The sequence below is a fragment of the Conyzicola nivalis genome, assembly GCF_040548875.1.
Lineage (GTDB): Bacteria > Actinomycetota > Actinomycetes > Actinomycetales > Microbacteriaceae > Conyzicola > Conyzicola nivalis_A.
In genome coordinates this window covers 40,134-63,819 of sequence record NZ_JBEPSJ010000002.1, presented here as the reverse complement: position 1 = coordinate 63,819, position 23,686 = coordinate 40,134, and the positions used below count along the sequence as shown (strand labels likewise).

The 23,686-nt window shown below is 69.4% G+C and carries 23 protein-coding genes; 18 read left to right on the top strand and 5 right to left on the bottom strand.

The window, feature by feature from the left end; genetic code table 11:
* Positions 1–77 precede the first annotated feature (77 nt).
* Entirely contained in the window at positions 78–1,286 is a 1,209-nt protein-coding gene (locus ABIE21_RS08975; RefSeq protein ID WP_354025144.1) for a winged helix-turn-helix domain-containing protein, read from the bottom strand.
* Positions 1,287–1,470: 184 nt separating this feature from the next.
* Here ABIE21_RS08975 and ABIE21_RS08970 point away from each other — a divergent pair, with 184 nt between their 5' ends.
* From ABIE21_RS08970 to ilvA, 6 genes are read left to right on the top strand one after another with little or no spacing between them, the layout of a single operon-like run.
* On the top strand, positions 1,471–2,589 hold the full coding sequence (locus ABIE21_RS08970) for an ABC transporter substrate-binding protein (protein WP_354024484.1): 1,119 nt from the start codon (positions 1,471–1,473) through the stop codon (positions 2,587–2,589).
* A gap of 12 nt (positions 2,590–2,601) precedes the next feature.
* On the top strand, positions 2,602–3,552 hold the full coding sequence (locus ABIE21_RS08965; protein WP_354024483.1) for an ABC transporter permease: 951 nt from the start codon (positions 2,602–2,604) through the stop codon (positions 3,550–3,552).
* A complete protein-coding gene (locus tag ABIE21_RS08960; RefSeq protein ID WP_354024482.1) occupies positions 3,549–4,391 on the top strand; it encodes an ABC transporter permease in 843 nt (280 codons plus the stop codon). Before ABIE21_RS08965 ends, ABIE21_RS08960 begins: the two co-directional genes overlap by 4 nt.
* On the top strand, positions 4,388–5,476 hold the full coding sequence (locus ABIE21_RS08955) for an ABC transporter ATP-binding protein (protein WP_354024481.1): 1,089 nt from the start codon (positions 4,388–4,390) through the stop codon (positions 5,474–5,476). Before ABIE21_RS08960 ends, ABIE21_RS08955 begins: the two co-directional genes overlap by 4 nt.
* A gap of 33 nt (positions 5,477–5,509) precedes the next feature.
* Entirely contained in the window at positions 5,510–6,679 is a 1,170-nt protein-coding gene (locus tag ABIE21_RS08950) for an AI-2E family transporter (RefSeq protein ID WP_354024480.1), read from the top strand.
* Positions 6,676–7,914 carry a threonine ammonia-lyase gene (gene ilvA, locus ABIE21_RS08945; RefSeq protein ID WP_354024479.1) on the top strand — a complete coding sequence of 413 codons (1,239 nt, stop codon included), beginning with the start codon at positions 6,676–6,678 and terminating at the stop codon, positions 7,912–7,914. The genes ABIE21_RS08950 and ilvA overlap by 4 nt, the downstream gene beginning before the upstream one ends.
* A 119-nt stretch (positions 7,915–8,033) precedes the next feature.
* Here ilvA and greA read toward each other — a convergent pair whose 3' ends face one another.
* Together greA and ABIE21_RS08935 are read right to left on the bottom strand one after the other, a co-directional pair.
* Positions 8,034–8,522: a transcription elongation factor GreA gene (gene greA, locus ABIE21_RS08940; RefSeq protein WP_354024478.1), complete on the bottom strand. Its 489-nt coding sequence runs from the start codon at positions 8,520–8,522 to the stop codon at positions 8,034–8,036.
* A 64-nt stretch (positions 8,523–8,586) separates the two neighbouring features.
* A complete protein-coding gene (locus ABIE21_RS08935; RefSeq protein ID WP_354024477.1) occupies positions 8,587–9,003 on the bottom strand; it encodes a DUF4307 domain-containing protein in 417 nt (138 codons plus the stop codon).
* 77 nt (positions 9,004–9,080) lie between these two features.
* Here ABIE21_RS08935 and mca point away from each other — a divergent pair, with 77 nt between their 5' ends.
* The 9 genes from mca (at position 9,081) to ABIE21_RS08890 (ending at position 17,720) form a co-directional block, all read left to right on the top strand.
* On the top strand, positions 9,081–9,956 hold the full coding sequence (mca, locus tag ABIE21_RS08930) for a mycothiol conjugate amidase Mca (RefSeq protein ID WP_354024476.1): 876 nt from the start codon (positions 9,081–9,083) through the stop codon (positions 9,954–9,956).
* Positions 9,953–10,294 (top strand): hypothetical protein, encoded by a 342-nt coding sequence (locus ABIE21_RS08925; RefSeq protein ID WP_354024475.1) that lies wholly within the window; start codon positions 9,953–9,955, stop codon positions 10,292–10,294. The genes mca and ABIE21_RS08925 overlap by 4 nt, the downstream gene beginning before the upstream one ends.
* A gap of 78 nt (positions 10,295–10,372) precedes the next feature.
* Entirely contained in the window at positions 10,373–11,161 is a 789-nt protein-coding gene (locus ABIE21_RS08920) for a DUF1684 domain-containing protein (RefSeq protein WP_354024474.1), read from the top strand.
* Between the two features lie 68 nt (positions 11,162–11,229).
* Positions 11,230–12,717 (top strand): ABC transporter substrate-binding protein, encoded by a 1,488-nt coding sequence (locus tag ABIE21_RS08915; RefSeq protein ID WP_354024473.1) that lies wholly within the window; start codon positions 11,230–11,232, stop codon positions 12,715–12,717.
* 43 nt (positions 12,718–12,760) lie between these two features.
* Positions 12,761–13,723 (top strand): ABC transporter permease, encoded by a 963-nt coding sequence (locus ABIE21_RS08910; protein WP_354024472.1) that lies wholly within the window; start codon positions 12,761–12,763, stop codon positions 13,721–13,723.
* Complete coding sequence (locus ABIE21_RS08905; protein WP_354024471.1) at positions 13,720–14,577, top strand: ABC transporter permease; 858 nt, start codon at positions 13,720–13,722, stop codon at positions 14,575–14,577. Before ABIE21_RS08910 ends, ABIE21_RS08905 begins: the two co-directional genes overlap by 4 nt.
* A complete protein-coding gene (locus ABIE21_RS08900; protein WP_354024470.1) occupies positions 14,574–15,362 on the top strand; it encodes an ABC transporter ATP-binding protein in 789 nt (262 codons plus the stop codon). Before ABIE21_RS08905 ends, ABIE21_RS08900 begins: the two co-directional genes overlap by 4 nt.
* The gene (locus ABIE21_RS08895; RefSeq protein ID WP_354024469.1) at positions 15,359–16,108 is read left to right on the top strand and encodes an ABC transporter ATP-binding protein; all 750 of its coding nucleotides are present in this window, start codon (positions 15,359–15,361) and stop codon (positions 16,106–16,108) included. The genes ABIE21_RS08900 and ABIE21_RS08895 overlap by 4 nt, the downstream gene beginning before the upstream one ends.
* A 52-nt stretch (positions 16,109–16,160) precedes the next feature.
* A complete protein-coding gene (locus ABIE21_RS08890; protein ID WP_354024468.1) occupies positions 16,161–17,720 on the top strand; it encodes a helix-turn-helix transcriptional regulator in 1,560 nt (519 codons plus the stop codon).
* On the opposite strand, the gene trhA is transcribed toward ABIE21_RS08890, so the two are convergent.
* Positions 17,717–18,454: a PAQR family membrane homeostasis protein TrhA gene (gene trhA, locus ABIE21_RS08885; protein WP_354024467.1), complete on the bottom strand. Its 738-nt coding sequence runs from the start codon at positions 18,452–18,454 to the stop codon at positions 17,717–17,719. The two genes, ABIE21_RS08890 and trhA, sit on opposite strands and share 4 nt — an antisense overlap.
* A gap of 64 nt (positions 18,455–18,518) precedes the next feature.
* Here trhA and ABIE21_RS08880 point away from each other — a divergent pair, with 64 nt between their 5' ends.
* The 3 genes from ABIE21_RS08880 to ABIE21_RS08870 all read left to right on the top strand — a co-directional run bounded on the left by ABIE21_RS08880 (position 18,519) and on the right by ABIE21_RS08870 (position 21,974).
* Complete coding sequence (locus tag ABIE21_RS08880; RefSeq protein WP_354024466.1) at positions 18,519–19,304, top strand: isoprenyl transferase; 786 nt, start codon at positions 18,519–18,521, stop codon at positions 19,302–19,304.
* Positions 19,304–20,428 (top strand): aminotransferase class V-fold PLP-dependent enzyme, encoded by a 1,125-nt coding sequence (locus tag ABIE21_RS08875; protein WP_354024465.1) that lies wholly within the window; start codon positions 19,304–19,306, stop codon positions 20,426–20,428. The genes ABIE21_RS08880 and ABIE21_RS08875 overlap by 1 nt, the downstream gene beginning before the upstream one ends.
* 193 nt (positions 20,429–20,621) lie before the next feature.
* Positions 20,622–21,974 (top strand): PhoH family protein, encoded by a 1,353-nt coding sequence (locus ABIE21_RS08870; RefSeq protein ID WP_354024464.1) that lies wholly within the window; start codon positions 20,622–20,624, stop codon positions 21,972–21,974.
* A gap of 269 nt (positions 21,975–22,243) precedes the next feature.
* Here the strand turns inward: ABIE21_RS08870 and ABIE21_RS08865 are convergent, their stop codons facing one another.
* Positions 22,244–23,665 carry a class II fumarate hydratase gene (locus ABIE21_RS08865; RefSeq protein WP_354024463.1) on the bottom strand — a complete coding sequence of 474 codons (1,422 nt, stop codon included), beginning with the start codon at positions 23,663–23,665 and terminating at the stop codon, positions 22,244–22,246.
* Positions 23,666–23,686 lie beyond the last annotated feature (21 nt).

Below are 23,686 nucleotides of genomic sequence, written 5' to 3'. Positions count from 1 at the left end.
GTGCACAGCCGAGCGTTCACAGCCGAGCGCGCACACCAGCGCGCGCCTGGCCGGCGTCGTTCGGAACGGGAGCGCGCTCAGGCGGGGGAGACCAACGGAAGGCCCACGGCCCCGGCGAGGTCGCGCGCCAGGTTGCCGCGATCGACGACCTCGATCGCGTCCAGGCCCTGCCAGACCCGCGTGCTCTCGAGCAGCGGCGCGATGCGCTCCTCGACGCCGGCCGGGGCCGACGCCTCGCGCCAGGCCGACTGCACCCGCAGCACCCGGTTCTGGCGGTCGCTCTTCAGGTCGATGCGGCCGACGACGCGGTCGTCGATGAGCACCGGCAGGCTGTAGTAGCCGAACACCCGTTTCTCGACCGGGGTGTAGATCTCGATGCGGTAGTGGAAGTCGAAGAGCCGCTCCGCGCGCGGCCGCGCCCACACCACGGGGTCGAACGGGGAGAGCAGCGCAGCGGCATCGATTCGCCGGGCGAGACGGGCGTCGCGGTGCAGCCACGCCTGCTGTGTCCAGCCCTCGACCGACACGGGCACGAGCTCGCCGGCGTCCACCAGCTCGTCGACCGCGGCCCGCGCGGGCCCCTGCTTGATGCGGTAGTAGTCGGCGATGTCGCCGAGCGTGCCGATGCCGTGTGCGCGGGCTCCGTCGGCGACGAGTGCGCGCACGGCGTCGGCCTCCGCCACGGTCGTCGCGAGCACCTCGGCCGGCACCCGCTGCGACGCCAGCGCGTAGGTGCGCTCGAAGCGCGTGCGTCCGTCGGAGACGACCTCGCCCCAGCCGAACAGGTACTCCAGCCCGTGCTTCACGTCGGACCACTCCCACCACGAGCCCTTGCGCTTGTTGGCGTCGTGCTCGATCTGGCTCGCCGGCAGCGGCCCCTTCGCCGCGAGCTCCGCGCGCAGCCAGTCGAGCATCGGGCGGTTGGCGTGCGCCCATCCCGAGGTGTCGGCCTCATCCCGGGCCCGCCGGGCGTCCATGCGCCACTGGAACAGCGGGCGCTTCGTCATCGGGATGACCGCCGCCTCGTGCGCCCAGTACTCGGTGTAGCGGCTCTTGCGGCCGAAGGTGAGACGGTCGAGGTCTGCCTTGTCGTAGTGCCCCAGCCGGGCGAAGACCGGCAGGTAGTGGCTGCGTTCGAACACGTTGACCGAGTCGAGCTGCAGCAGGCCGAGGCGGTCGATCAGGGAGCCGAGCTGACGGATGCCGACAGCCGCGCCGCCGGGCGGACGCCCGAATCCCTGGGCCGCCAGTGCTATGCGCCGGGCCTGTTTCGCAGAGATCTCCATCACACCGACTGACACTACCCACCGCCGCCGACATCGGCGCCTGCCCGACAACCGGCGTTGGCCAGCCGTTCACCGACCCGTCGCCGCCCGGTACGCCATTCTCCGTAGCGTTCACACCGGTCGACCCGGTTCCCTTCTGCCCGCTCACAGCGCGGGCGGCCGGTGCGCCCACCAGGAGGAACCCTTGTTCAGAAAGCGCCACCTCGCGGGCATCGCGATCTTCGCCGCCGCCGCGATCACCCTCAGCGCCTGCTCGACCGCAGCGGAGACGCCGGCCGCGACCGACGTCGACGCGGCGACCGCGACCTCGGCCGACGACTTCGGCGGACTCGACGCCCTCGTCGCGGCCGCACAGGAGGAAGGCGAGCTCAACGTCATCGCGCTCCCCGACAACTGGGCCAACTACGGCGAGATCAAGGCCATGTTCGAGGAGAAGTACGACATCGTCGTCAACTCCGCCGACCCCGACATCTCCAGCGCCGAGGAGATCGCCGCCGCCGACAACCTCGCCGGCCAGGACACCGCCCCCGACGTCTTCGACCTCGGCACCGCGGTCGCCCTCGCCAGCACCGACTACTTCGCCCCCTACCAGGTGGCCAACTGGGACGAGATCCCCGAGGGCAACAAGGAGTCGACCGGCCTCTGGGTCAACGACTACACCGGCTCGATGTCGATCGGCTACAACTCGAACGACGTGCCGAAGCCGGAGTCGCTCGACGACCTCCTCGGCGACGACTACAAGGGCGCCGTCGCACTCAACGGCGACCCGACCCAGGCGGGCGCGGCGTTCGCCGCCGTCGGCCTCGCCACCGTGCAGCAGGGCGGAACCCTCGACGACTTCCAGGACGGAATCGACTACTTCGGCGAGCTGAACGCGGCCGGCAACTTCATCCCGGTCAACGCGACTCCCGCCACGATCGCCTCGGGTGAGACGAAGGTCGTCTTCGACTGGAGCTACAACAACCTCTCGCAGGCCGCCGTCGTCGACGGCTGGGAAGTCACCACGCTCCCCGGCGCCGCCTACACGAGCTTCTACAACCAGGCCATCAGCAAGGACGCGCCGCACCCCGCGGCCGCCCGTCTCTGGCAGGAGTTCCTCTACAGCGCCGAGGCCCAGAACCTCTTCATCGTCGGCGGGGCGTACCCGGTCACGATCGAGGCCATGAACGAGGCGGGCAGCACCGACGAAGACGCCATCGCGAAGATCGGCAACCTCGAGGGCGACATCGTCACGCCCACCGAGGAGCAGGCCGCCGCGGCATCCGCTCTCCTCGCAGAAAAGTGGGCTGCGGCCATCGGCTAGCAGCACGCATCCATGACTGTCGCCAACGCGCCAGTTCTCGTGGCGGGTGCTGCGGAGACCACGTCTCCGCGGCACCCGCTCACCGGACCGGCCAGCTCACCCCGGCGCCGCGCCTCCCGCGGGCTGGTCACGTACCTCGGGCTCACCCCCTTCGCGCTCTACGTGCTCGTCTTCCTCTTCATCCCGACGATCCTCGCGGTCACCACCGGGTTCTTCACCGAGGACGGCGCGTTCACCCTCACCAACATCGCAGGCCTCCTCGACCCGCTGGTGCTGAACACCTTCGCCGCGTCGTTCTGGGTGTCGGCGGTCACCGCCGTCGTCGGAGCCGTGGTCGGAGCACTCGTCTGCTACGCCCTGCTCGGCACCCGTGCCGACGGCGCCCTGCGGTCGGTCATCGACTCCGTCGCCAGCGTTCTCGCCCAGTTCGGCGGCGTGATGCTCGCCTTCGCGTTCATCGCCGCCATCGGCCTGCAGAGCCTGCTGACCCTGTGGCTGAAGAACACCGTCGGCTTCGACATCTACGCGAACGGCACCTGGCTCTACCAGCCGGCCGGCCTACTCGTCGTCTACACCTACTTCCAGGTTCCCCTGATGGTCATCACCTTCCTGCCCGCCCTCGAGGGGCTGAAGAGGCAGTGGGCCGAGGCGAACGCCACCCTCGGCGGCACCCGGCTCACCTACTGGACCCGCATCGCGTTCCCGGTGCTCGCGCCCTCCTTCTTCGGCAGCCTCCTGCTGCTGTTCGCCAACGCGTTCTCGTCGTACGCCACGGCGGCCGCCCTCGTCAGCCAGGGCTCGCCGATTGTGCCGCTGCAGATCCGCGCGGCGCTCGTCAGCGAGACCGTGCTCGGCCGCGAGAACATGGCCGGCGCCCTCGCGCTCGGGATGGTCGTCGTCATGGTCGTCGTGATGTGGGGCTACTCCGTGCTGCAGTCGCGCACGTCGAGGTGGCAGCGATGACCGCCGTGAAGAACGACTCCGGGCGTCTGGCCGCCGTGCGCATCGGCGCCGAGCCGAACCACGTCGTGCGCTGGATCATCCTCGGCGTCGTCGGCCTGGTGTTCGCGTTCCCGATCTTCGCCATGGTGGAGTTCACCTTCCGCGACGGGCTCTCCGGCGGGCACACGCTCGACCACTGGACCGGCCTCTTCGACGAGGACGCCGCGCGCACCTACCGCAACCTGTTCACGGCGATCGGCAACTCGCTGCTGCTCGCCGTCGTCACGGTCGGCATCGTGCTGGTCGTGCTGCTGCCCACGATGATCCTCGTGCACCTGCAGTTCCCGCGCCTGCGTCGAGTGCTCGAGTTCATCTCCATCATCCCGATCACCGTGCCCGCCATCGTGCTCGTCGTCGGCCTCGCGCCGGTGTACTCGGTGGTCGTCACGGTCGCCGGGGGCTCGATCTGGACCCTCGCCTTCGCCTACGGCATCACCGTGCTGCCGTACGCCTACCGCGCCATCCAGTCGAACCTCGACGCGGTCGACGTCGTCACCCTGAGCGAGGCCGGGCGCACGCTCAGCGCCGGCTGGGGCCGCGTGCTCTGGTTCGTGCTGCTGCCCAACCTCAAGCGCGGCGTCCTGGCCGCGAGCTTCATCTCGGTCGCCGTCGTGCTCGGCGAGTTCACCATCGCGAGCCTGCTCAACCGGGTGAACCTGCAGACCGCGCTGCTGCAGGTCTCGCAGTCCGACCCATACGTCGCGGTCATCTTCGCACTGCTGGCGCTCGCGCTGGCGTTCGTGCTCCTGCTCTCCATCGGCCGACTCGGCCGCACCGGTCGCACCGGAAGTGAATCATGACCCTCACCGCACCCACCCGCACCATGGCCGCCGAGCCCGGAAGCGGCGCCACCGTCGAGTTGCGCGACGTCGTCAAGAGCTACGGCGGCGTGCAGGCGCTGTCGGGCATCGACCTGGTCATGCAGCCGGGGGAGTTCGTCGCCCTGCTCGGCCCGTCGGGCTGCGGCAAGACGACGGCGCTCCGCGCGCTGTCCGGGCTCGAGACGATCGACTCGGGAAGCATCCTCATCGACGGGGTCGACGTCGCGTCGACCCCCACCAACAAGCGCGACATCGGAATGGTCTTCCAGTCGTACTCGCTCTTCCCGCACATGACGGTGATGGAGAACGTGGAGTTCGGGCTGCGGATGCGCAGGGTCGCGAAGGCGGAGCGGGCCACGCGAGCGGCCGAGGCCCTCGAGATGGTCGGCCTCGGCTCGCACGGTGCGCGCTTCGCGCACCAGCTCTCCGGCGGACAGCAGCAGCGGGTCGCGCTCGCCCGCGCGCTCGTCACCCGGCCCCGGGTGCTGCTGCTCGACGAGCCGCTCAGCGCCCTCGACGCGAAGGTGCGCGTGCAGCTGCGTGAGGAGATCCGCCGCATCACGCGCGACCTCGGCATCACGACCCTGTTCGTGACCCACGACCAGGAGGAGGCGCTCGCCGTCGCCGACCGGGTCGCCGTGATGCGCGCCGGCCGCATCGAGCAGATCGGCACCCCGCGCGAGCTGTACGCGACCCCCGCCAACCCCTTCGTCGCCGACTTCGTCGGCCTCACGAGCCGCGTCCCCGGCGAGGTCGTGGGCGGCGAGGTCGTCGTGCACGGCGTCCGCCTGCCCCTCCTCGGCGAACCGCAGCCCGACGGGCCGGTCTACGCCCTCATCCGTCCCGAGGACGTCGCCCTCGCCACGGCCGACAGGGCGGGCGCCATCGGCGCGACCGTCGTGTCGTCGAGCTTCCTCGGCTCCCTCCGCCGCACCGACTTCCTGCTGCCCGACGGCACCCTCATCGCGGTGCAGCACGACGTCAACGACCAGCCCGAGGTCGGCGAGACCGCGCACCTCCTATTGCGGATGGCCCCCGTCGCCGCAAGTCCTCGCGAGCAATAGAGCAATACGAGTTCGGAAACATAGACTCGGGAAATGCTCTTCCGATCCCGCCGTGCCCCAGAGTCGCTAGCACCCGCCGCAGTCCCGATCTCGAGCGGCGACGTCGTCGCCGACACCCTGCCGGCAGGCATGAAGATCGCCGGAGCGTGGTCGTGGCGCATCCTCGCCATAGTCGGCGTGCTCGTGGTCTTCGGGCTGCTCATCATCCAGTTGCGCGACATCGTCATCCCGTTGATGATCGCCGTGCTCGTCGCCGCGTTGCTCGTGCCCATCGTGCAGTTCCTCGTGCGGCACCACTGGCCGAAGGCACTGGCCGTCGCGGTCGCCCTGCTCGGTGCGATCGTGGTGATCTCCGGGCTCATCTACCTCATCGTCTGGCAGATCCGTCAGGGCTACGGCGACATCCAGGATCGTTCGATCATCGCGTACGAGGAGTTCCAGGACTGGCTCAACGTGACGTTCGGGATCAACTCCTCCGAGTTCAACGGATACCTCGAGGATGCGTGGACGGCGATCCAGGCCGACAGTTCGACGCTGTGGTCGGGCGCCCTGACCGTGGGCACCACGGCCGGGCACTTCCTCGTCGGCGTGCTGCTCGTGCTCTTCGCGACGCTCTTCATCCTCATAGACGGCAAGGGCATCTGGAACTGGGTCGTGCGCCTGTTCCCCCGCAAGGCGCGCGCCGCCGTCGACGGATCGGGACACGCCGGCTGGATCACCCTCACCACCTTCGTGAAGGTGCAGATCTTCGTCGCCTTCGTCGACGCCGTCGGCATCGGCCTCGGCGCGTTCATCCTCGGCCTGCCCTTCGGCGGATTCCCGCTGGTGATCCCGATCACCATCGCAGTGTTCCTCGGATCGTTCATCCCCGTCGTCGGCGCGGTGGTGACCGGGTCGATCGCGATATTCGTCGCCCTCGTCTACCTCGGTCCCTGGCAGGCGCTCATCATGCTCGGAATCGTGCTCCTCGTGCAGCAGGTCGAGGGCCACATCCTCCAGCCCCTCGTGATGGGAGCGGCCGTCAAGGTGCATCCGCTCGCCGTCGTCTTCGCGGTTGCCGCCGGTTCCGGCGTCGCTGGGATTATCGGTGCGCTGTTCGCTGTACCGTTAGTGGCAACGCTCAACGTCATGGTGACCTATATCGCGAGCGGAAGATGGCGCACCACCACGCGTCCCGGGCTGAAAGAAGCTATCAAGCAATGACCGAAACCTCCCTCGTCGGACCCTCGCTGGCCGATTTCGAGGGAGCGCGAAACATCGTCTCCCGGGTGGCCGAGGTCACGCCGATGGAGACCGCGCGCTTCTTGTCCGATATTCTCGGTTCGCCGGTGCTGCTCAAGTGCGAGAACCTGCAGCGCACCGGGTCGTACAAGATCCGCGGCGCCTACAACCGGCTCGCGCGACTGAGCGACGAGGAGAAGGCGCGCGGCGTCGTCGCCGCCTCGGCCGGCAACCACGCCCAGGGCGTCGCCTTCGCGGCGCGCGAGCTGGGCATCAAGGCCACGATCTTCATGCCCGTCGGCGTTCCCCAGCCGAAGCTCGCGGCGACCCGCGGCTACGGCGCTGACATCGTGTTGCGCGGAACCACCGTGGAGGAGCCGCTGCGGGCCGCCGCCGAGTTCTCGGAGAAGACCGGCGCCGTGCTCATCCCGCCTTTCGACCACATGGACGTCGTCACCGGCCAGGGCACCCTGGGGCTCGAGATGCTCGAGCAGGTCTCCGACGTCGACACCTTCATCGTGCCGATCGGCGGCGGCGGGCTCATCTCCGGCGTCGCGAGCGTCGTCAAGCAGCGCGCCGCCCTCGAGGGGCGCACTGTGCGCGTCATCGGCGTGCAGGCCTCGAACGCCGCGCCCTACCCGATCTCGCTGCAGAACGGCTACATCACCGCTGTCACGACCCTGCCGACGATCGCCGACGGCATCAACGTGTCGAAGCCCGGGGTGCTCAACTTCGCCATGATCAGCGAGTTCGTCGACGAGGTCATCACCGTCGACGACGACCTCATCGCGCGCGCCCTGCTGCTGCTGCTCGAACGGGCCAAGCTCGTGGTGGAGCCGGCGGGCGCGGTGGGCGTCGCGGCGATCCTCGCCGGACTGGTCACCGACGCCGGCAAGACTGTCGTGGTGCTCAGCGGCGGCAACATCGACCCGATGATGATGGAGCGCGTGATCAGCCACGGCCTCGCCGCCTCGGAGCGCTATCTCAAGCTGCGCATCCCGCTGCCCGACCGTCCCGGCCAGCTGGCACGCACCGCGGCGCTCGTCGCCGAGGCGAACGCCAACGTCGTCGAGGTGCTGCACACGCGGCACAGCGACGGCATGCAGATCAGCCAGGTCGTGCTCGAACTGCACATCGAGACCCGCGGGCCCGAGCACGCGCAAGAGGTGCTCACGCGGCTGCGCGACGAGGGCTACGAGCCGCGCGTCGACTTCTAGGCCGCTTCGGTCCCTGAGCGCCGCTTCGGTCCCTGAGCCTGTCGAAGGGCAAATCTGCCGGAGCCGCGCTTCGACGGGCTCAGCGACCACGTTTCGACGGGCTCAGCGACCGGCGCTGCCTACGGAATGTACGTCTCGACCGCGACGATCTCGACCGAGATCGACTTGCCGTTCGGGGCGGTGTAGCTCGTCGACTCTCCGACCTTCATGCCCATGATGGCGGTGCCGAGCGGGCTGCCCTCGCTGTAGACGTCGAGTTCGGCGTCGCCGACGATCTCGCGGCTGCCGAGCAGGAACACGCTCTTGTCACCGAGGATGTTGGCGGTGATGACCGTGCCGGGCTCGACGACGCCGCTCGACTGCGGCGCTTCGCCGACGGTCGCGTGGCGCAGCAGCTCGGTGAGCACGCGGATGCGCGCCTCGATCTTGCCCTGCTCCTCCTTGGCGGCGTGGTAGCCGCCGTTCTCCTTGAGGTCTCCCTCTTCGCGCGCAATCTCGATCTTCTTGGCGATCTCGATGCGACCCTCCCCCGAGAGCTGCTCGAGTTCTGCACTGCGGCGATCGAACGCCTCCTGGGTCAACCAGGTGACTGAACCGTCGTTAGTCACAATGCTCTCCTATACAGATGAAGACCGGTCGCACTGACCGGTCTTATGGGCGAATCGGTCAAGACTATGTGAGCCAGCAGCGGTATATCAACCCGGTTACAGACAACTCGGTCGTTCGCACTTCCTCCACGAGCGACCGGGTGCGCGTCTCCGACGGGGGCACGCTGACGACTTTCCAGCCCACGATGCCGAACGTGGAGTTGAGCGCCTGTACCGCGCAGTCGACCGTCTTGCCCGCGTCGACGGTGAGCTGGTACCGCACCTGCACGAGAGAATCGCTCACGACGGTGTGTCCCGTGTCCTCGACCGCGATCTCGGCCGGGGCGCCGAGCAGCCCGCCCCAGACGAGCCACGCGGCGAACACCGCGACGAACGCGGCCGCGGTCGACCCGAAGACCCACTTGTTGCGCCGGCTGCTCCTCGGCGAGCGACCGTAGCGGGCGTCGAGGTCCTGCGCAGTGTCCTGCTGGGTCGATGACAAGAATGCTCCAGGTGCTGCGGTTACTCTTGAGTGAAGGCTATGAGCCTCAAGGGTATTCGATCAGGGCTAGGAGTTCGGTGACACTGCGGCTGCTTGCGGTACACGCCCACCCCGACGACGAGTCGAGCAAGGGCGCCGCCACCTACGCCTACTACCGCAGCCTCGGTGCGCGGGTCATGGTCGTGAGCTGCACGGGCGGCGAAGCCGGAGACATCCAGAACCCGCACCTCGACCAGGCCGCCATGGCCGACCGCGACATGGGCGGACTCCGCCGACTCGAGATGGACCGTGCCCGAGAGGCCATGGGCATCGAGCACCGCTGGCTCGGCTATCTCGACTCCGGGCTCCCCGAGAACGGGGAGGCGCTGCAGCCGCAGAGCTTCGCCATGACCCCGCTCGAGATCTCCGGTGTGCCGCTGGTGAAGGTGATCCGCGAGTTCCGCCCCCACGTCGTCATCAGCTACGACGAGAACGGCGGCTACCCGCACCCCGACCACATCCGTGCGCACGAGGTGGCGAAATGGGCCATGGCCGCCGCCGCCGACCCCGACCGCTTGCCGGAGTGGGGCGCCGCATGGACCACGAGCAAGGTGTACTACGACCGCATCATCAGCCCCCAGCGATTCCGCGCCGTGCACACCGCGCTGCGCGAGAGCCAGCCCGACCACCCGCTGCTCGAGTCGCTCGAGGAGATGCAGGGCTGGATGAGCGAGCGACCCGAACCCAGCATCACGACGCAGGTTCCCGCGGGCGAGTTCTTCGACGTGCGCGACGCGGCACTGCGCGCCCACGCCAGCCAGGTGCCGCCCGACAGCCCCTTCTTCTTCTGGCCCAACGACGTGCAGCGCTCCGCCTGGCCGTGGGAGGACTTCGAACTCGTCGCCTCCCGCGTCGAGACGACGCTGCCCGAGACCGACCTGTTCGCCGGCATTACCGATGAGGACACCCCATGATCCACCTGACCGATGCCTACCTGCGCGCGGGAGTGTGGCTCACGGGCACCGCTCCGACGCCCTCGCCGACCTTCGGCTCGTACAACGGCGACGAAGACCTCGTCACGCCCACCTGGGTCGGATTCGCCGTGACCTTCGCGATCGCGCTCGCGACGCTGCTGCTCATCCTCGACATGACCCGTCGCGTGCGCCGCACCCGCTACCGCTCGGAGATCCGCGAGAAGCTCGAGGCCGAGGCCGCCGCCGAGAAGGCCGGCGACGTGCGCGACCCGGATGCGACGCGCACCGGCGCCGCCGACCCGACCGCCAACCCGACAGGTGACGCGCAACGGGAATAAACGGTCCACCTCCCGGATTGACACAGGGGGTCACACGATTGTGACCGGCTCACCGTGCCGCCCGAGAATGAGTTGACCATGACAATCACTCCCACCGCTTCGCCGATTGCGGATGCGCCCGCAGCCCACACCGCCTGGCGCACCTCGCGGCTGGGCGCCGTGACCTCCGCCACGGGCAACCTCGCTCTCGTCGAGACCCGCTGGCTCCAGCCGGGCCCCGGCGCCGGTCCGGTCACCGAGGAGTCCGCCGCGGCCGAGTTCGATCGCGCCGTCGCCGCGGCGCCCGCGACCGTCACCGTCACACGCCTCTCGCGCAGCAACCTCGACACCGGCGAGCCCGAGCACGGGCTGCGTTTCTGGGATTCCGAGTCGGCCGCCATCCGCGCCTTCGACACGGTGACGGCCTTCGACTACGACCCCGACTGGGTGATCGAGGCCACGTTCACACCCGTCGCCGGCGACCGCACCATCCCGTTCGAGCACATCCGCGACAACGGCGGAAGCCGCGAGCTCGTCGTCCCCGGCGACATCACCTTCACCCGCGACGGTGTCGACTACTCGCTCGGGGCCTTCGATGACGACGGCACGCTGCTGCTCGTCTTCGGCGACGCCACCAACCGCCTCACCGGCGAGACGTCGACGTACTCGTCGGGCCGGTTCCTGCGCGTGGAGCGCGCGGACGGCGCCGGGTTCGGCGACGCCGGCCCCGTGACCCTCGACTTCAACCGCGCCTTCGTTCCGCCGTGCGGCTTCTCGGTGCAGTACAACTGTCCGATGCCGCCCGCCCAGAACCGGTTCGCCGGCCCGGTCGAGGCAGGCGAGCGCGAGGTCGTCTTCGCCGGCGGGTTCGACATCTACAGCCTCTGACACCGGCCCCGCAGCATCCGCAGATCGTCCGTCGAGGCGCTGCCCAATCACCACAGCACTGGAGAATCATGAACAAGCCCCTCGCGTTCGTCGCGCTCAGCCTCGCAGCGACGCTCTCGCTCGCCGGCTGCGCCGGCGCCGCCGACTCGTCGTCCGCCGACTCCGCCATCGAGATCGGCTCGCTCTACGAACCGCAGAACCTCAGCAACGTCGCGGGCGGCGGCCAGGGCGTCACCGAGGCCTTCACCGGCAACGTGTACGAGGGCCTCTTCCGCCTCGCCGACGACGGCACCGTCGAACCGCTCCTCGCCGCGAGCGACACCGTGAGCGACGACGGCCTCACCTACACGTTCACGCTGCAGGACGGCGTGACCTTCCACTCCGGCAAGGCCCTCACCTCGACCGACGTCAAGGCCAGCATCGAGGCGGTGCTCGCCGAGGACTCGCAGTCGGCGCGCAAGAGCAGCTTCGGGGCCATCGCGGGCATCGAGACCCCCGACGAGAAGACCGTCGTGGTCACCCTCGCCGAGCGCTCCATCTCCTTCGTCTACAACCTGTCCTACGTGTGGATCGTCAATGCCGAGGCGACCGACGGCGAGACCACCGAAGACGGCACCGGCCCGTACACCCTCGGCGAGTGGAAGCGCGGGAGCTCGCTGAGCCTCGAGCGCTTCGACGACTACTGGGGCGAGGCGGCCGCCAGCCCCGAGGTCGTCTTCAACTACTTCACCGACGCGACAGCGCTGAGCAACGCGCTGCTGACCGACCAGGTCGACATCGTCACCAGCGTGCAGAGCCCCGACGCGCTCACCCAGTTCACCGACAACGCCGACTTCGTCGTCAGCGACGGCGACTCGACGACGAAGGAGATCCTCGCCTTCAACGACCGCGTCGCCCCCTTCGACAACGTCGACGTGCGCAAGGCCGTGTACTCGGCGATCGACACCGAGAAGCTGCTGAACTCGATCTGGGGCGACTACGGCACCCTGATCGGCTCGATGGTGCCGCCCACGGATCCCTGGTACGAGGACCTCACCCAGGTGAACCCCTACGACCCGGCGCTGTCGGAGCAGCTGCTCGCCGACGCCGGTCTCGCCGACGGCTTCGAGTTCACGCTCGACACCCCCACCTACGACCCGCACCCCGCGGTCGCCGAGTTCGTCAAGAGCGAGCTCGCCAAGGTCGGCATCACGGTGAACATCAACTCGATCAGCTCCGACGAGTGGTACTCGAAGGTCTACAAGGCGCAGGACTTCACCGCCACGCTGCAGGAGCACGTCAATGACCGCGACGTCGTCTGGTACGGCAACCCCGACTTCTACTGGGGCTACGACAACCCGCAGGTGACGGCCTGGGTGGCGGAGGCCGAGGCGGCGACCACCACCGAGGAGCAGACCGAGAAGCTGAAGCTGGTCAACCAGCAGATCGCCGCCGACGCGGCGAGCGTCTGGCTCTACCTCTACCCGCAGATCGTCGTCGCGTCGAGCTCGGTGAGCGGCTACCCGGTCAACGGGCTCAACTCGCAGTTCTTCGTCTACGACATCGTCGCGAAGTAGCCCCGGGCCGGCCCTCCTCACGGAGGGCTAGCCTTGAGTTCGCATGACTGCCTACCTGCTTCGCCGGAGCGCCTTCCTCCTGGTGTCATTCGTCATCGCCATGGTGGCCATCTTCGTGCTGCTCCGGCTGCTGCCGGGCGACCCGTCGAACGCGCTGCTGTCGGTGACGGCCACACCGGAGCAGATCGCCGCCGCGCAGGCGCAGGTGGGTGCCGACCGGCCCGTGCTCGAGCAGTTCGCCACCTGGTTCGCGCAGCTCCTGCGGCTCGACCTCGGCGAGTCGTTCATCAGCTCGCTGCCGGTGTGGCCCGAGATCGTCGCCCGCCTCGCCGTCACGGTGCCGCTGACCCTGATGTCGTTCGCCCTGGCCCTCGCGATCTCCCTCGTCGCCGGTTTCGTCGCCGCCAGCAAGAGCGACCGCTGGTACGGCATCCTGATCTCCGGCCTGTCGCAGTTGGGCGTCGCGGTGCCCGTCTTCTGGGTGGGCATCCTCCTCGTCAACGTCTTCGCCGTGTCGCTGCGCTGGTTGCCGTCGAGCGGCTTCCCGCGCGACGACTGGGCCGACCCGGCCGCGGCGTTCCGTTCGCTGTTGCTGCCGGTGATCACGGTCGCGCTCGTTATGAGCGCCTCTCTCACCCGCTACGTGCGCTCGGCCACGCTCGACGTGCTCGGCAGCGACTACCTACGGTCGGCGCGCGCCCAGGGATCCGCCCACGTCGAGGCGCTCTGGCGGCACGGGCTGCGCAACGGCGCCGTGCCGATCATCGCGATCCTCGGCATCGAGCTGGCCACCACCTTCCTCGGCGCGGTCGTGGTCGAGAGCGTCTTCGGACTGCCCGGCCTCGGCAGCATGCTGCTGCGCGCCATCGAGCAGCACGACTACCCGAACATCCAGGGCGTGCTGTTCGTCAGCACCCTCATCGTGCTCGTGCTCGGCTTCCTCGCCGACATCGCGCAGCGTCTCGTCGACCCGCGACTGCGGCTGAGCATCTCGGGCAACCGATGACCGCGGCGATCGTGCTCGGGCAGCAGGCGCCCGCCCGCCGCCGACCGCACTCCTGGACGCTGATCCTCGGGCTCGTCCTCGTGGGCGCCGTCGCAGCCACGGCGCTGCTCTCCCTCGTCTGGCTGCCCTACCCGCCCGACGACACGACGGGCGGCCGGCTCGAGGAGCCGAGCTGGCAGCACCTGCTCGGCACCGACAAGCTCGGCCGCGACCTCGCCACCCAGGTGATGATCGGGGCGCGCATCGCCCTCACGGTCGGCCTGGGCTCCGTACTCGTCGGCGCGCTCATCGGCATCACGATCGGGCTGCTCGCCGCGTTCGCCACCCCCTGGCTCGACGACACCATCTCGGCGGGGCTCGACGTGGTGATCGCGTTCCCGGTGCTGCTGCTCGCGATGCTCATCGTGGCCGCCCAGGGTGCCTCGCTCCTCTCCGTCATGGTCGCGATCGGACTCGCCATGTCGGCGGTCGTCGCCCGGCTCACCCGGGTGCTCACCAAACGCGTGCTCGGCGAGCAGTACGTGACGGCGGCCCGCACCTCCGGCACCCGCTGGCCGGGAATCGTCGCGAGGCACATCATGCCGAACATCTGGCCCACGCTCAGCGTCAATCTCGCCCTGCAGTTCGGCGTCGCCGTGCTCGCCGAGGCGAGCCTGTCGTACCTGGGGCTCGGCGCCCCTCCGCCGAACGCGTCGTGGGGGCGCCTGCTGCAGGAGGCCCAGGGCACCTTCGTCACCGCGCCCGTCGGCGCCATCGCGCCCGGCCTGGCGCTGATCGCCCTCGTGCTCGGCGTCAACTTCGTCGCCGACGGCCTGCGCGACATCGCCGACCCCGCCAGAAGGAGAAGCCGATGAGCCTGCTCGCCGTCTCAGCGCTCACCGTGCGCACCGCCGAGGGCCGCGCGATCGTCGACGACCTCGCCTTCGACCTCGCCGCCGGCGGGCGCCTCGGCATCATCGGCGAATCCGGCTCGGGCAAGTCCGTCACGTCGCTCGCCGTCACCGGGCTGCTGCCGCCGGCGCTCACGGTCGAGGGCAGCGTGCTGCTCGACGGCGTGCAGATCGTGGGAGCCCCGGAACGACGGCTCGTCGGGATGCGCGGGCGCGTGGCATCCGTCGTCTTCCAGGAGCCGCTGACCGCCCTCGACCCGCTCATGCGCATCGGGCGGCAGGTCGCCGAGCCCATCGCCCGGCACCGCGGGCTGCGCGGTGCCGACCTCCGTGGCGCTGTCGCCGACGCCCTCGCCGAGGTGGCGCTCGACGATCCACGCATCACTCGGGCGTACCCGCACGAGATCTCCGGCGGCCAGCGGCAGCGCGCCGCGATCGCCATCGCGCTCGCGAGCCGGCCCCGACTGCTCATCGCCGACGAGCCGACCACCGCTCTCGACGTCACCGTGCAGGCGCAGATCCTGCGCCTGCTCGACGACCTCGTCGAGGCGCGTGGCATGGCGCTGCTGTTCATCAGCCACGACCTCGCCGTCGTCTCGGCGATGACGAGCGACGTCGTCGTGATGCGCGCGGGCGTCGCCGTCGAACGGGGGACCGTGGCGGGGATGCTCGCCGCCCCGACCGACCCGTACACCGCCGAGCTCGTGCGCAGCGCCCGGTCGCTCGACGACAGGCTGGGGCGGCGATGATCCTCGAACTGCGCGACGTGAGCTACCGCTACCGCAAGGGAGCGCTCGCCGTCGACGGCGTCTCGCTCGGAGTCGCCGCCGGCCAGAGCGTCGGCCTGGTGGGGGAGTCGGGCAGCGGCAAGTCGACCATCCTGAAGCTCATGCTCGGCCTCGCCCGCCCCGCCTCAGGCACCGTGCTGTTCGACGGCGGGGAGCTGCCGCTGCCCGCGCCGCGCCGGTTCAGGGCCGCGGTGCAGACGGTGTTCCAAGACCCGTACTCCTCGCTCGACCCGCGCCAGCGCGTCGCGAGCATCGTCGCCGAGCCGCTGCGGTCTCTCGGCATCGCCCGCGGAGACCGGGCGCGCGCGCTCGTCGCCGCGTCCCTGGCATCCGTCGGTCTCGACGCCGATATGCAGGGTCGCTATCCGCACGAGTTCTCCGGCGGACAACGGCAGCGCATCGCTATCGCGCGGGCCACGGTCTGCCATCCGCGGCTGCTGCTCGCCGACGAGCCGGTCAGCGCGCTCGACGTGACCACGCGCATCCAGGTGATCGACCTTCTCGCCGAGCTGCGCGAATCGCAGGGTCTCTCGATCCTCATGGTGTCGCACGACCTGAGCGCCGTCGCCGCGCTGTGCGAGCAGACGGTGTTGCTGCACCGCGGCCGCGTCGTCGAGTCGGGAGCAACGGCGCAGATCCTCTCGGTGCCGCGCGAGGAGTACACGCGCCGGCTGGTCGAGGCCGTGCCGCGGCTGCCCGCCGTCTGACACCTGCCTCGCGAGCGCCCGCCCGCTAGAGTGAAGGTGAGGGGAAGTTCAGATGATCGACGACAGCGCCGCAGGGGCCCTCGACCGCGCCGTCGCGTCGGCGTCCTGGGACGCCGTGATGCACTCGATGAATCAGGACTGGGCCGAGCTTCTCGCCGACCATCCCGAGGGCCTGCTCGCGGCGCTCGAGGCGCTGCCCGACGAGGTGCTCCGCGCGAACCCGCGCTGGTCGATGGCGCGCACCTACGTGAGCCGCATCACCCGCGGCGACGCGGCAGACGCGACCCGGTACCGTCACGCCGCCCTGCCCGACCGTCCGGACACCCTGATGGATTCTCTCGCCGAACTGACGAGCCGCGCGGCGGGCCATCGGGCCGCCGGCCGGTTCTCTGACGCGCGGGATCTCGCCCTGCGCGCCCGCGACATCCTCGACGACGTCGTCGACGAGGCCCTGGGCGAGGTGCAGCCCGCCCTGCCCGAGTTCCATTACCAATGGGCCATGGCGCTCGACTTCGCGGGGGACTTCACCGGGGCGATCCGCGAGTACACCGACGCCTACGACCACGCCGTCGTCGGCCGGCATCCCCTCGTGCAGCTGAACGCCGCGGGCGGCGTCGCGTGGATCCATGCGCTCGCCGGGCGCAATGCCCTCGCCGCCGAGTGGCTGGGCCGACTTCCACAGGCGCACGACGACGCCTGGTGGGAGTCTCGCTACTCGGTGCCGGCGCGGCTCGCCCAGGCCTACCTGCTCATCGACGAGCTGCGGTTCGACGACGCGCGCATCCTGCTCGCGGAGCGCGTGGAGGCCGGCCAGCACCCCGAGTACTGGGCCGCTCGTGCGCTGCTGCAGTCGATGGTCGTGCGCGAGCCTGCCGACGCGGCGAGTCTGCTCGTCACACTCGATGCCCAGACCGCGGGATCGCCGGCCGAGCTCACCTCTGCTGGTATGAGCGGGGCGATGCTCGCGCTCGCCCGTTCCGCGCTCCTCGCGCGTTCGGGCTACCTCCCCGACGCGCTGCGCGTACTCGCCGAGACATCCGTCGTCCCGCAGTCTCTGGCCGGCCAGCTGCTGCTCTCCGCCCAGGCGTGCCTCGAGCTGCTCGCCGGTCGCTACACCGCCGCGTCCAGGATCGCCGACCGGCTGCGTTCTGCCGCGACCGACAGCCCGCGCATCGTGACGACGGCGCTCGTCGTCTCCGCCATGTCCGAGCTGCGCCTCGACGACCTGCCGCGTGCGCTCGACGACTTCCGTTTCGCGGCGGGCGTCGCCACGACCCACGAGGTGTACTCGGCCTTCGTGATGATCAGCCGCGGCGACCTGCGCGACCTCTTCGACGCCGACCCGGGCGTGATCTCCTCGGAGATGAGGGAGCGGATGCTCTCGCGGGGTCGAGCCTCTGTGGCCGGCGACGCGCTCGCCCGCCTCACGCCGCGCGAGGCCGCGGTGGTCGCGGCCGTCCTCGCGTCGGAGTCGGTGGCAGACGCGGCCGCCGCGCTCTTCGTCAGTCCCAACACGGTCAAGTCGCAGCTGCGCAGCATCTACGCCAAGCTCGGCATCAACAACCGGCAGCAGCTGGCCGCACTCACGCGCAGGCCGGGACTCCGCCGCTAGAAGACCGGCGGGTTCGTCGCGACGATGTAGATGCCCGTCCAGTGGCAGAGGAACGCCACGAGCGTCAGCGTGTGGAATATCTCGTGGAACCCGAACCGGCCGGGGAACGGGTTCGGTTTCTTGAGCCCGTAGACGATCGCGCCCACCGTGTAGCAGAGGCCGCCGACGAGGATCAGCGTCATCATGACGGCGTTCGCCTGGAAGAAGTCGACGATGAAGATCAGCGAGGCGTAGCCGAGCAGCAGGTAGAGCGGCACGTAGAGCCAGCGCGGTGCGCCGATCCAGAACACCCGGAAGAGGATGCCGATCCCGGCGCCGACCCAGACCAGCCAGAGCAGCAGCACCGACTTGTCGTGCGGCAGCGCGAGCACGGTGATGGGCGTGTACGACCCCGCGATCAGCAGGAAGATGTTGGCGTGGTCGAGCCGCTTGAATACCGCCTTGGTCGTGGGGCTCCAGTCGATGCGGTGGTACAGCGCCGAGATGCCGAAGAGCAGCAGAGAGGATGCCACGAAGACGCTCGAGCTGATCTTCGCCGCCGCGCCGTCCGCCGCCACGATGAGGATGACACCCAGCACGATCGCGAGCGGGAAGGTGCCCGCGTGAATCCAACCGCGCCACGTGGGCTTGACGTCGACGCGGTCGTACTCGATCGCCTCCTCGAGCAGCGGAATGTTGGGCAGATCCGCCGCCGGCTCGCCGTGTGCCGGGGTGGTGGGGGTCTCTGCGCTCATCCCAGAAGCCTATCCGAGCGGTTTGTCCCCGAGCCTCACCCCGGATTGGGCTAGCGTAGGCGAAGTGAAAGACAGGCAAGTTCCCCTGGGCCGTGGCTTTCTCTACGGCCTGTACCAGACCAGGCTGCGTCGACGACTGGCTACGAGCGCCATGCCCAAGCACGTCGCGATGATCTTCGACGGCAACAGGCGCTGGGCGCGGCAGCGCGGCCTCGAGACCGCCGCGCACGGCCACAGCGCCGGCGCGCTCAAGATCCACGAGTTCCTCTCCTGGTGCGACGAGCTCGGCATCTCCGTCGTCACCCTCTACCTGCTCTCCAACGACAACCTCGTCAACCGCGGCGGCGAAGAGCTCGACCAGCTGTTCGAGATCATCGCCGAGCTCAGCGAAGACCTCGCCGCGACGAGCGACTGGCGGGTGCAGCAGGTGGGCACGAAGGACGGCCTGCCGAAGGCGCTCATCGACGCCATGCACGCCGCCGAGGTGAAGACAGCAGACAACACCGGCCTGCACATCAACCTCGCCGTCGGCTACGGCGGCCGCCGCGAGATCGCCGACGCCGTGCGCAGCATCGTGCACCAGCACAACTCCGAGGGCGGCAAGCTCGACGACCTCGCCGAGCTGCTCACCCCCGAGCTCATCGCCGAGCACCTGTACACGCAGGGCCAGCCGGATCCCGACCTCGTGATCCGCACCTCGGGCGAGCAGCGGCTCAGCGACTTCATGCTGTGGCAGAGCGCCCACAGCGAGTTCTACTTCGTCGAGGCCCTCGGCCCCGACCTGCGCGAGGTCGACTTCCTGCGCGCCCTCCGCGACTACGCCAAAAGACAGCGACGGTTTGGATCCTGATGAACATCGACGAGTTCTCCTCCCGCTTCGGTGAGGAGCCGGGGTACCTCGACTTCGCCCGCGTCGGTCCGGTCGGCCGCGCCGTGGTCGAGGAGCAGTTCGCCCAGACCGACCTGCTGAGCCACGCCCGCTTCGGCGCGCTGGGCAGCCTGCTCGAGAACCAGGACCCGCGCATGCGCGAGGCCGTGGCCGCGGTGACCGGCTTCCGCGCCGACCAGGTCGCGTTCCAGCCGAACACGAGCCAGGGTCTTATGCACGCCATGTTCGGCGTCACCGGCGGCCTCGCACTGTCGGCGGCCGAGTTTCCGAGCGTCACCTTCGCCGCTGTGCGCTCCGCGGAGTCGCTCGGCGTGCTGTCTCCGCTGTGGCTCGAGACCGACCACGGACGGGTCACCCCGGGCAATCTGCGCGACCAGCTGACTCCGGCCATCACCGCCGTCGCGGTGAGCCTCGTAGACTTCCGCACCGGCTACCTCGCCGACATCGAGGGAATCCGTCAGGTCATCGGTGACCGGCTGCTCATCGTCGACGCGATCCAGGGCTTCGGTGTGACGGATGCGCCCTATCAGGTCGCAGACGTGGTCGTCGCCGGCGGGCAGAAGTGGGTGCGTTCCGGGTGGGGCACCGGCTTCCTGGCGTTGAGCGACCGCGCGGTCGAGCAGCTCACCCCGGTGTTCTCCGGCTTCACCGGCACCGACGCAGACGAGATGCCGCTCGACGAGGTGCTGCCTCCGAGCCGCAGCGCCCGCGCCTTCAGCATCAGCAACCCCGACCCCATCGCCCAGGCGCGGTTCGCGGCGGCCCTCGAGGAGATCAGCACTGTGGGAGTCCCCGCCATCCGCGACCGGATCATCGAGAAGACGACCCGCATCATCGACCTGGCTGACGAGTTCGGCATCCCGGTCACGTCGTCCCGTGCCGAGAACGAGCGGGCGGGCATCGTCGTGATCACGCCCGCGCCCGACCAGCAGACGATCCTCGAGGCATCGCTGTTCAACCACGGCGTGACCGCGACCCGGCGCGCCGGCTCGATCCGGCTGAGCGCCCACGTGAGCACCGAGGAGGACACCTTCGACATGCTGCGGGCGAGCTTCACGAGTTTCGGCTCGGCGATCAACGTCTGACGCCCGGAGAGTTTAACCTGCCGGACACATTGCGACAGGGCGTGTCGCTTCCGCTCGCGCGGGTCGCAGGCTTAGCGTCGTTCTCATCAGGTATGGCGCCTGGTCGAGACGGCCACGTAAGTTCGTTTCGCAACGTAAGCGGCCGTCTTCGCAGACTGGATCCGGGTGCGCGTCACTCGGGGATGGAGTGCACGTGGCCCACAACGCTAGCCCCCGACAGAACACCGCCCAGTCGACAGATCCGAAGGCCGCTACGGCGGAGCGCACCTACGTGCTCGACACTTCGGTACTGCTGTCCGATCCGAAAGCGGTCTTCCGCTTCGCGGAGCACGCGGTCGTCCTCCCGGTCATCGTCATCAGCGAACTCGAGAGCAAGCGCAACGACCCGGAGATCGGCTACTTCGCCCGCCAGGCGCTGCGCAACCTCGACGAGCTGCGTGTGCAGCACGAACGCCTCGACTTCCCGATCGCCGTGGGCGACGGTGGGACGCTGCGGGTCGAGCTCAACCACTCCAACATGTCGGTGCTGCCGTCGGGCCTCCAGCTCGGCGACAACGACTCGCGCATCCTCGCGGTCGCGCTGAACCTCGCCAACGACGGACTCGCGGTCACGGTCGTCTCCAAGGACCTCCCGCTGCGCGTGAAGGCCGCATCGATCGGTCTCGCCGCAGAGGAGTACCGCGCGGAGCTCGCCGTCGACTCCGGCTTCACCGGGCAGGCCGACATCACGCTGAGCGGCGAGCAGATGAACCAGCTCTACGACAACGACCAGCTCGACTCCCGCGTCGTGCAGGACATGCCGGTCAATACCGGGCTCGTCATCCACTCCGAGCGTGGCTCGGCACTCGGCCGGGTGACCGCGCGCGGCAAGATGCGGCTCGTGCGCGGCGACCGCGACATCTTCGGACTGCACGGCCGCAGCGCCGAACAGCGGCTCGCGATCGACATGCTGCTCGACCAGGAGATCGGCATCGTGTCCCTCGGCGGACGCGCGGGAACCGGCAAGTCGGCCCTCGCCCTGTGCGCCGGGCTCGAGGCGGTGCTCGAGAAGCAGCAGTACCGCAAGATCATGGTGTTCCGTCCGCTCTACGCGGTCGGCGGTCAGGAACTCGGCTTCCTGCCCGGCGACGCGGCCGAGAAGATGAACCCGTGGGCGCAGGCGGTCTTCGACACCCTCGGCTCGGTGGTGTCTCAGAACGTGCTCGACGAGGTGCTCGAGCGCGGCATCCTCGAGGTGCTGCCACTCACGCACATCCGCGGTCGTTCCCTCCACGACGCTTTCGTGATCGTCGACGAGGCGCAGTCGCTCGAGCGCAACGTGCTGCTCACCGTGCTCAGCCGCATCGGCCAGAACTCGCGCGTGGTGCTCACGCACGATGTCGCGCAGCGCGACAACCTGCGCGTCGGACGTCACGACGGCGTTGCATCCGTCATCGAGTCGCTCAAGGGCCACCCGCTCTTCGGGCACATCACCCTGATGCGCTCGGAGCGCAGTGCCATCGCCGCGCTGGTCACCGAGATGCTCGAGTCGAACGAGCTCGCCTAGCCCCGCCCGCTTCCGCCCCCGCCCCACCCCAGACAGGCCAGACCAGAAGGGCAGGCCAGACCAGAGGGGCAAAGTTTCGACCTTCCCGGCGGGGTTAGAGGTCGAAAGCTTGCCCCTCTGCCCGCCCACGAGAACTGCGGGGCAAGGTTTCGACGCTCAGCGCGAGCTTGAAGGTCGAAAGCTTGCCCTTCTGCTCGCGAGATACCAGCACCGGCAACGCAGAACCGCCCGCCCCGGCATCCGGGACGGGCGGCACGTGCAGAGCAGGTCTAGCCGGGGTGCGTCATCGACAGCACGTCGAGCGACTTGTCGAGCTGTTCGAGCGAGATCTCGCCGCGCTCGACGAAGCCGAGGTCGATGACCGCCTCGCGGATCGTCAGCGACGACGCCACGGCGTGCTTGGCGATCTTCGCGGCGGACTCGTAGCCGATGAACTTGTTGAGCGGCGTCACGATCGACGGCGACGACTCGGCCAGCGCGCGGGCGTGCTCGAGGTTCGCCTGCAGGCCGTCGACGGTCTTGTCGGCGAGGAGCACGCTCGAGTTGGCGAGCAGCCGGATCGACTCGAGCAGCGCCGTGCCCATCACCGGGATCGCCACGTTCAGCTCGAAGTTGCCGGTGGCTCCCGCCCAGGCGATCGTCGCGTCGTTGCCGACGACCCGGGCGCCGACCATGATGACGGCCTCGGGGATGACCGGGTTGACCTTGCCGGGCATGATCGACGACCCCGGCTGCAGGTCGGGGATGCTCAGCTCGCCGAGACCGGTGTTCGGGCCGGATCCCATCCAGCGCAGGTCGTTGCAGATCTTGGTGAGCGACACGGCGATCACACGGAGTGCTCCCGATGCCTCGACGAGGGCGTCTCGCGCGCCCTGCGCCTCGAAGTGGTCGACGGCCTCGGTGATGGGGAGTCCGCTGTCGGCGGCGAGCTGCGCGATGACCTTCTGCGGGAAGCCGGCCGGGGTGTTGATGCCGGTGCCGACGGCGGTCCCGCCGAGCGGAACCTCGGCGACGCGCACGATGGTGGCGTTGACGCGATCGATGCCGAGCCGGATCTGCCGCGCGTAGCCGGCGAACTCCTGGCCGAGGGTTACGGGGGTCGCGTCCATGAGGTGCGTGCGCCCCGACTTGACCGCGGTCGCCCACAGCTTCGCCTTCACGTCGAGCGCGGCGGCCAGGTGCTCCAGCGCGGGGATGAGGTCGCCGAGCAGCGCACCGGTCACGGCCACGTGCACGGAGGTCGGGAAGACGTCGTTCGACGACTGCGAGGCGTTGACGTGGTCGTTGGGGTGAACGGGCGAGCCGAGTCCCTGGGTGGCCAGCGTCGCGAGCACCTCGTTGATGTTCATGTTCGACGACGTGCCACTGCCGGTCTGGTACGTGTCGACCGGGAACTGGTCATGGTGTTCGCCGGCGATGAGTTTGTCTGCGGCTGCCGCGACGGCATCCGCGATCTTCGAGTCGATGATGCCGAGCGATCCGTTCACCATCGCCGCGGCGCGTTTGATGCGGGCAAGCGCGACGATCTGGGCGGGCTCGAGGCCGGCGCCCGAGATCGGGAAGTTCTCGACCGCACGCTGGGTCTGGGCGCCGTAGAGGGCGTTCACCGGAACGAGCACTTCACCCATCGTGTCGTGTTCGACGCGGAATGCGCTCGATTCGGCAGAGGATGATGCGGGGGAGATGGTCACGACGTTGGGCCTTCCGTTGGG

Excerpts from the sequence above, each read along its gene's own strand:
- ABIE21_RS08950 (WP_354024480.1), top strand. The coding sequence starts at position 5,510 with ATGCTCTTCCGATCCCGCCGTGCCCCAGAGTCGCTAGCACCCGCCGCA.
- trhA (WP_354024467.1), bottom strand. The coding sequence starts at position 18,454 with ATGAGCGCAGAGACCCCCACCACCCCGGCACACGGCGAGCCGGCGGCG.
- ABIE21_RS08890 (WP_354024468.1), top strand. The coding sequence starts at position 16,161 with ATGATCGACGACAGCGCCGCAGGGGCCCTCGACCGCGCCGTCGCGTCG.
- ABIE21_RS08965 (WP_354024483.1), top strand. The coding sequence starts at position 2,602 with ATGACTGTCGCCAACGCGCCAGTTCTCGTGGCGGGTGCTGCGGAGACC.
- ilvA (WP_354024479.1), top strand. The coding sequence starts at position 6,676 with ATGACCGAAACCTCCCTCGTCGGACCCTCGCTGGCCGATTTCGAGGGA.
- ABIE21_RS08875 (WP_354024465.1), top strand. The coding sequence starts at position 19,304 with ATGAACATCGACGAGTTCTCCTCCCGCTTCGGTGAGGAGCCGGGGTAC.
- ABIE21_RS08920 (WP_354024474.1), top strand. The coding sequence starts at position 10,373 with ATGACAATCACTCCCACCGCTTCGCCGATTGCGGATGCGCCCGCAGCC.
- ABIE21_RS08905 (WP_354024471.1), top strand. The coding sequence starts at position 13,720 with ATGACCGCGGCGATCGTGCTCGGGCAGCAGGCGCCCGCCCGCCGCCGA.
- ABIE21_RS08960 (WP_354024482.1), top strand. The coding sequence starts at position 3,549 with ATGACCGCCGTGAAGAACGACTCCGGGCGTCTGGCCGCCGTGCGCATC.
- ABIE21_RS08900 (WP_354024470.1), top strand. The coding sequence starts at position 14,574 with ATGAGCCTGCTCGCCGTCTCAGCGCTCACCGTGCGCACCGCCGAGGGC.
- ABIE21_RS08910 (WP_354024472.1), top strand. The coding sequence starts at position 12,761 with ATGACTGCCTACCTGCTTCGCCGGAGCGCCTTCCTCCTGGTGTCATTC.
- ABIE21_RS08975 (WP_354025144.1), bottom strand. The coding sequence starts at position 1,286 with ATGGAGATCTCTGCGAAACAGGCCCGGCGCATAGCACTGGCGGCCCAG.
- ABIE21_RS08895 (WP_354024469.1), top strand. The coding sequence starts at position 15,359 with ATGATCCTCGAACTGCGCGACGTGAGCTACCGCTACCGCAAGGGAGCG.
- ABIE21_RS08925 (WP_354024475.1), top strand. The coding sequence starts at position 9,953 with ATGATCCACCTGACCGATGCCTACCTGCGCGCGGGAGTGTGGCTCACG.
- ABIE21_RS08915 (WP_354024473.1), top strand. The coding sequence starts at position 11,230 with ATGAACAAGCCCCTCGCGTTCGTCGCGCTCAGCCTCGCAGCGACGCTC.
- ABIE21_RS08955 (WP_354024481.1), top strand. The coding sequence starts at position 4,388 with ATGACCCTCACCGCACCCACCCGCACCATGGCCGCCGAGCCCGGAAGC.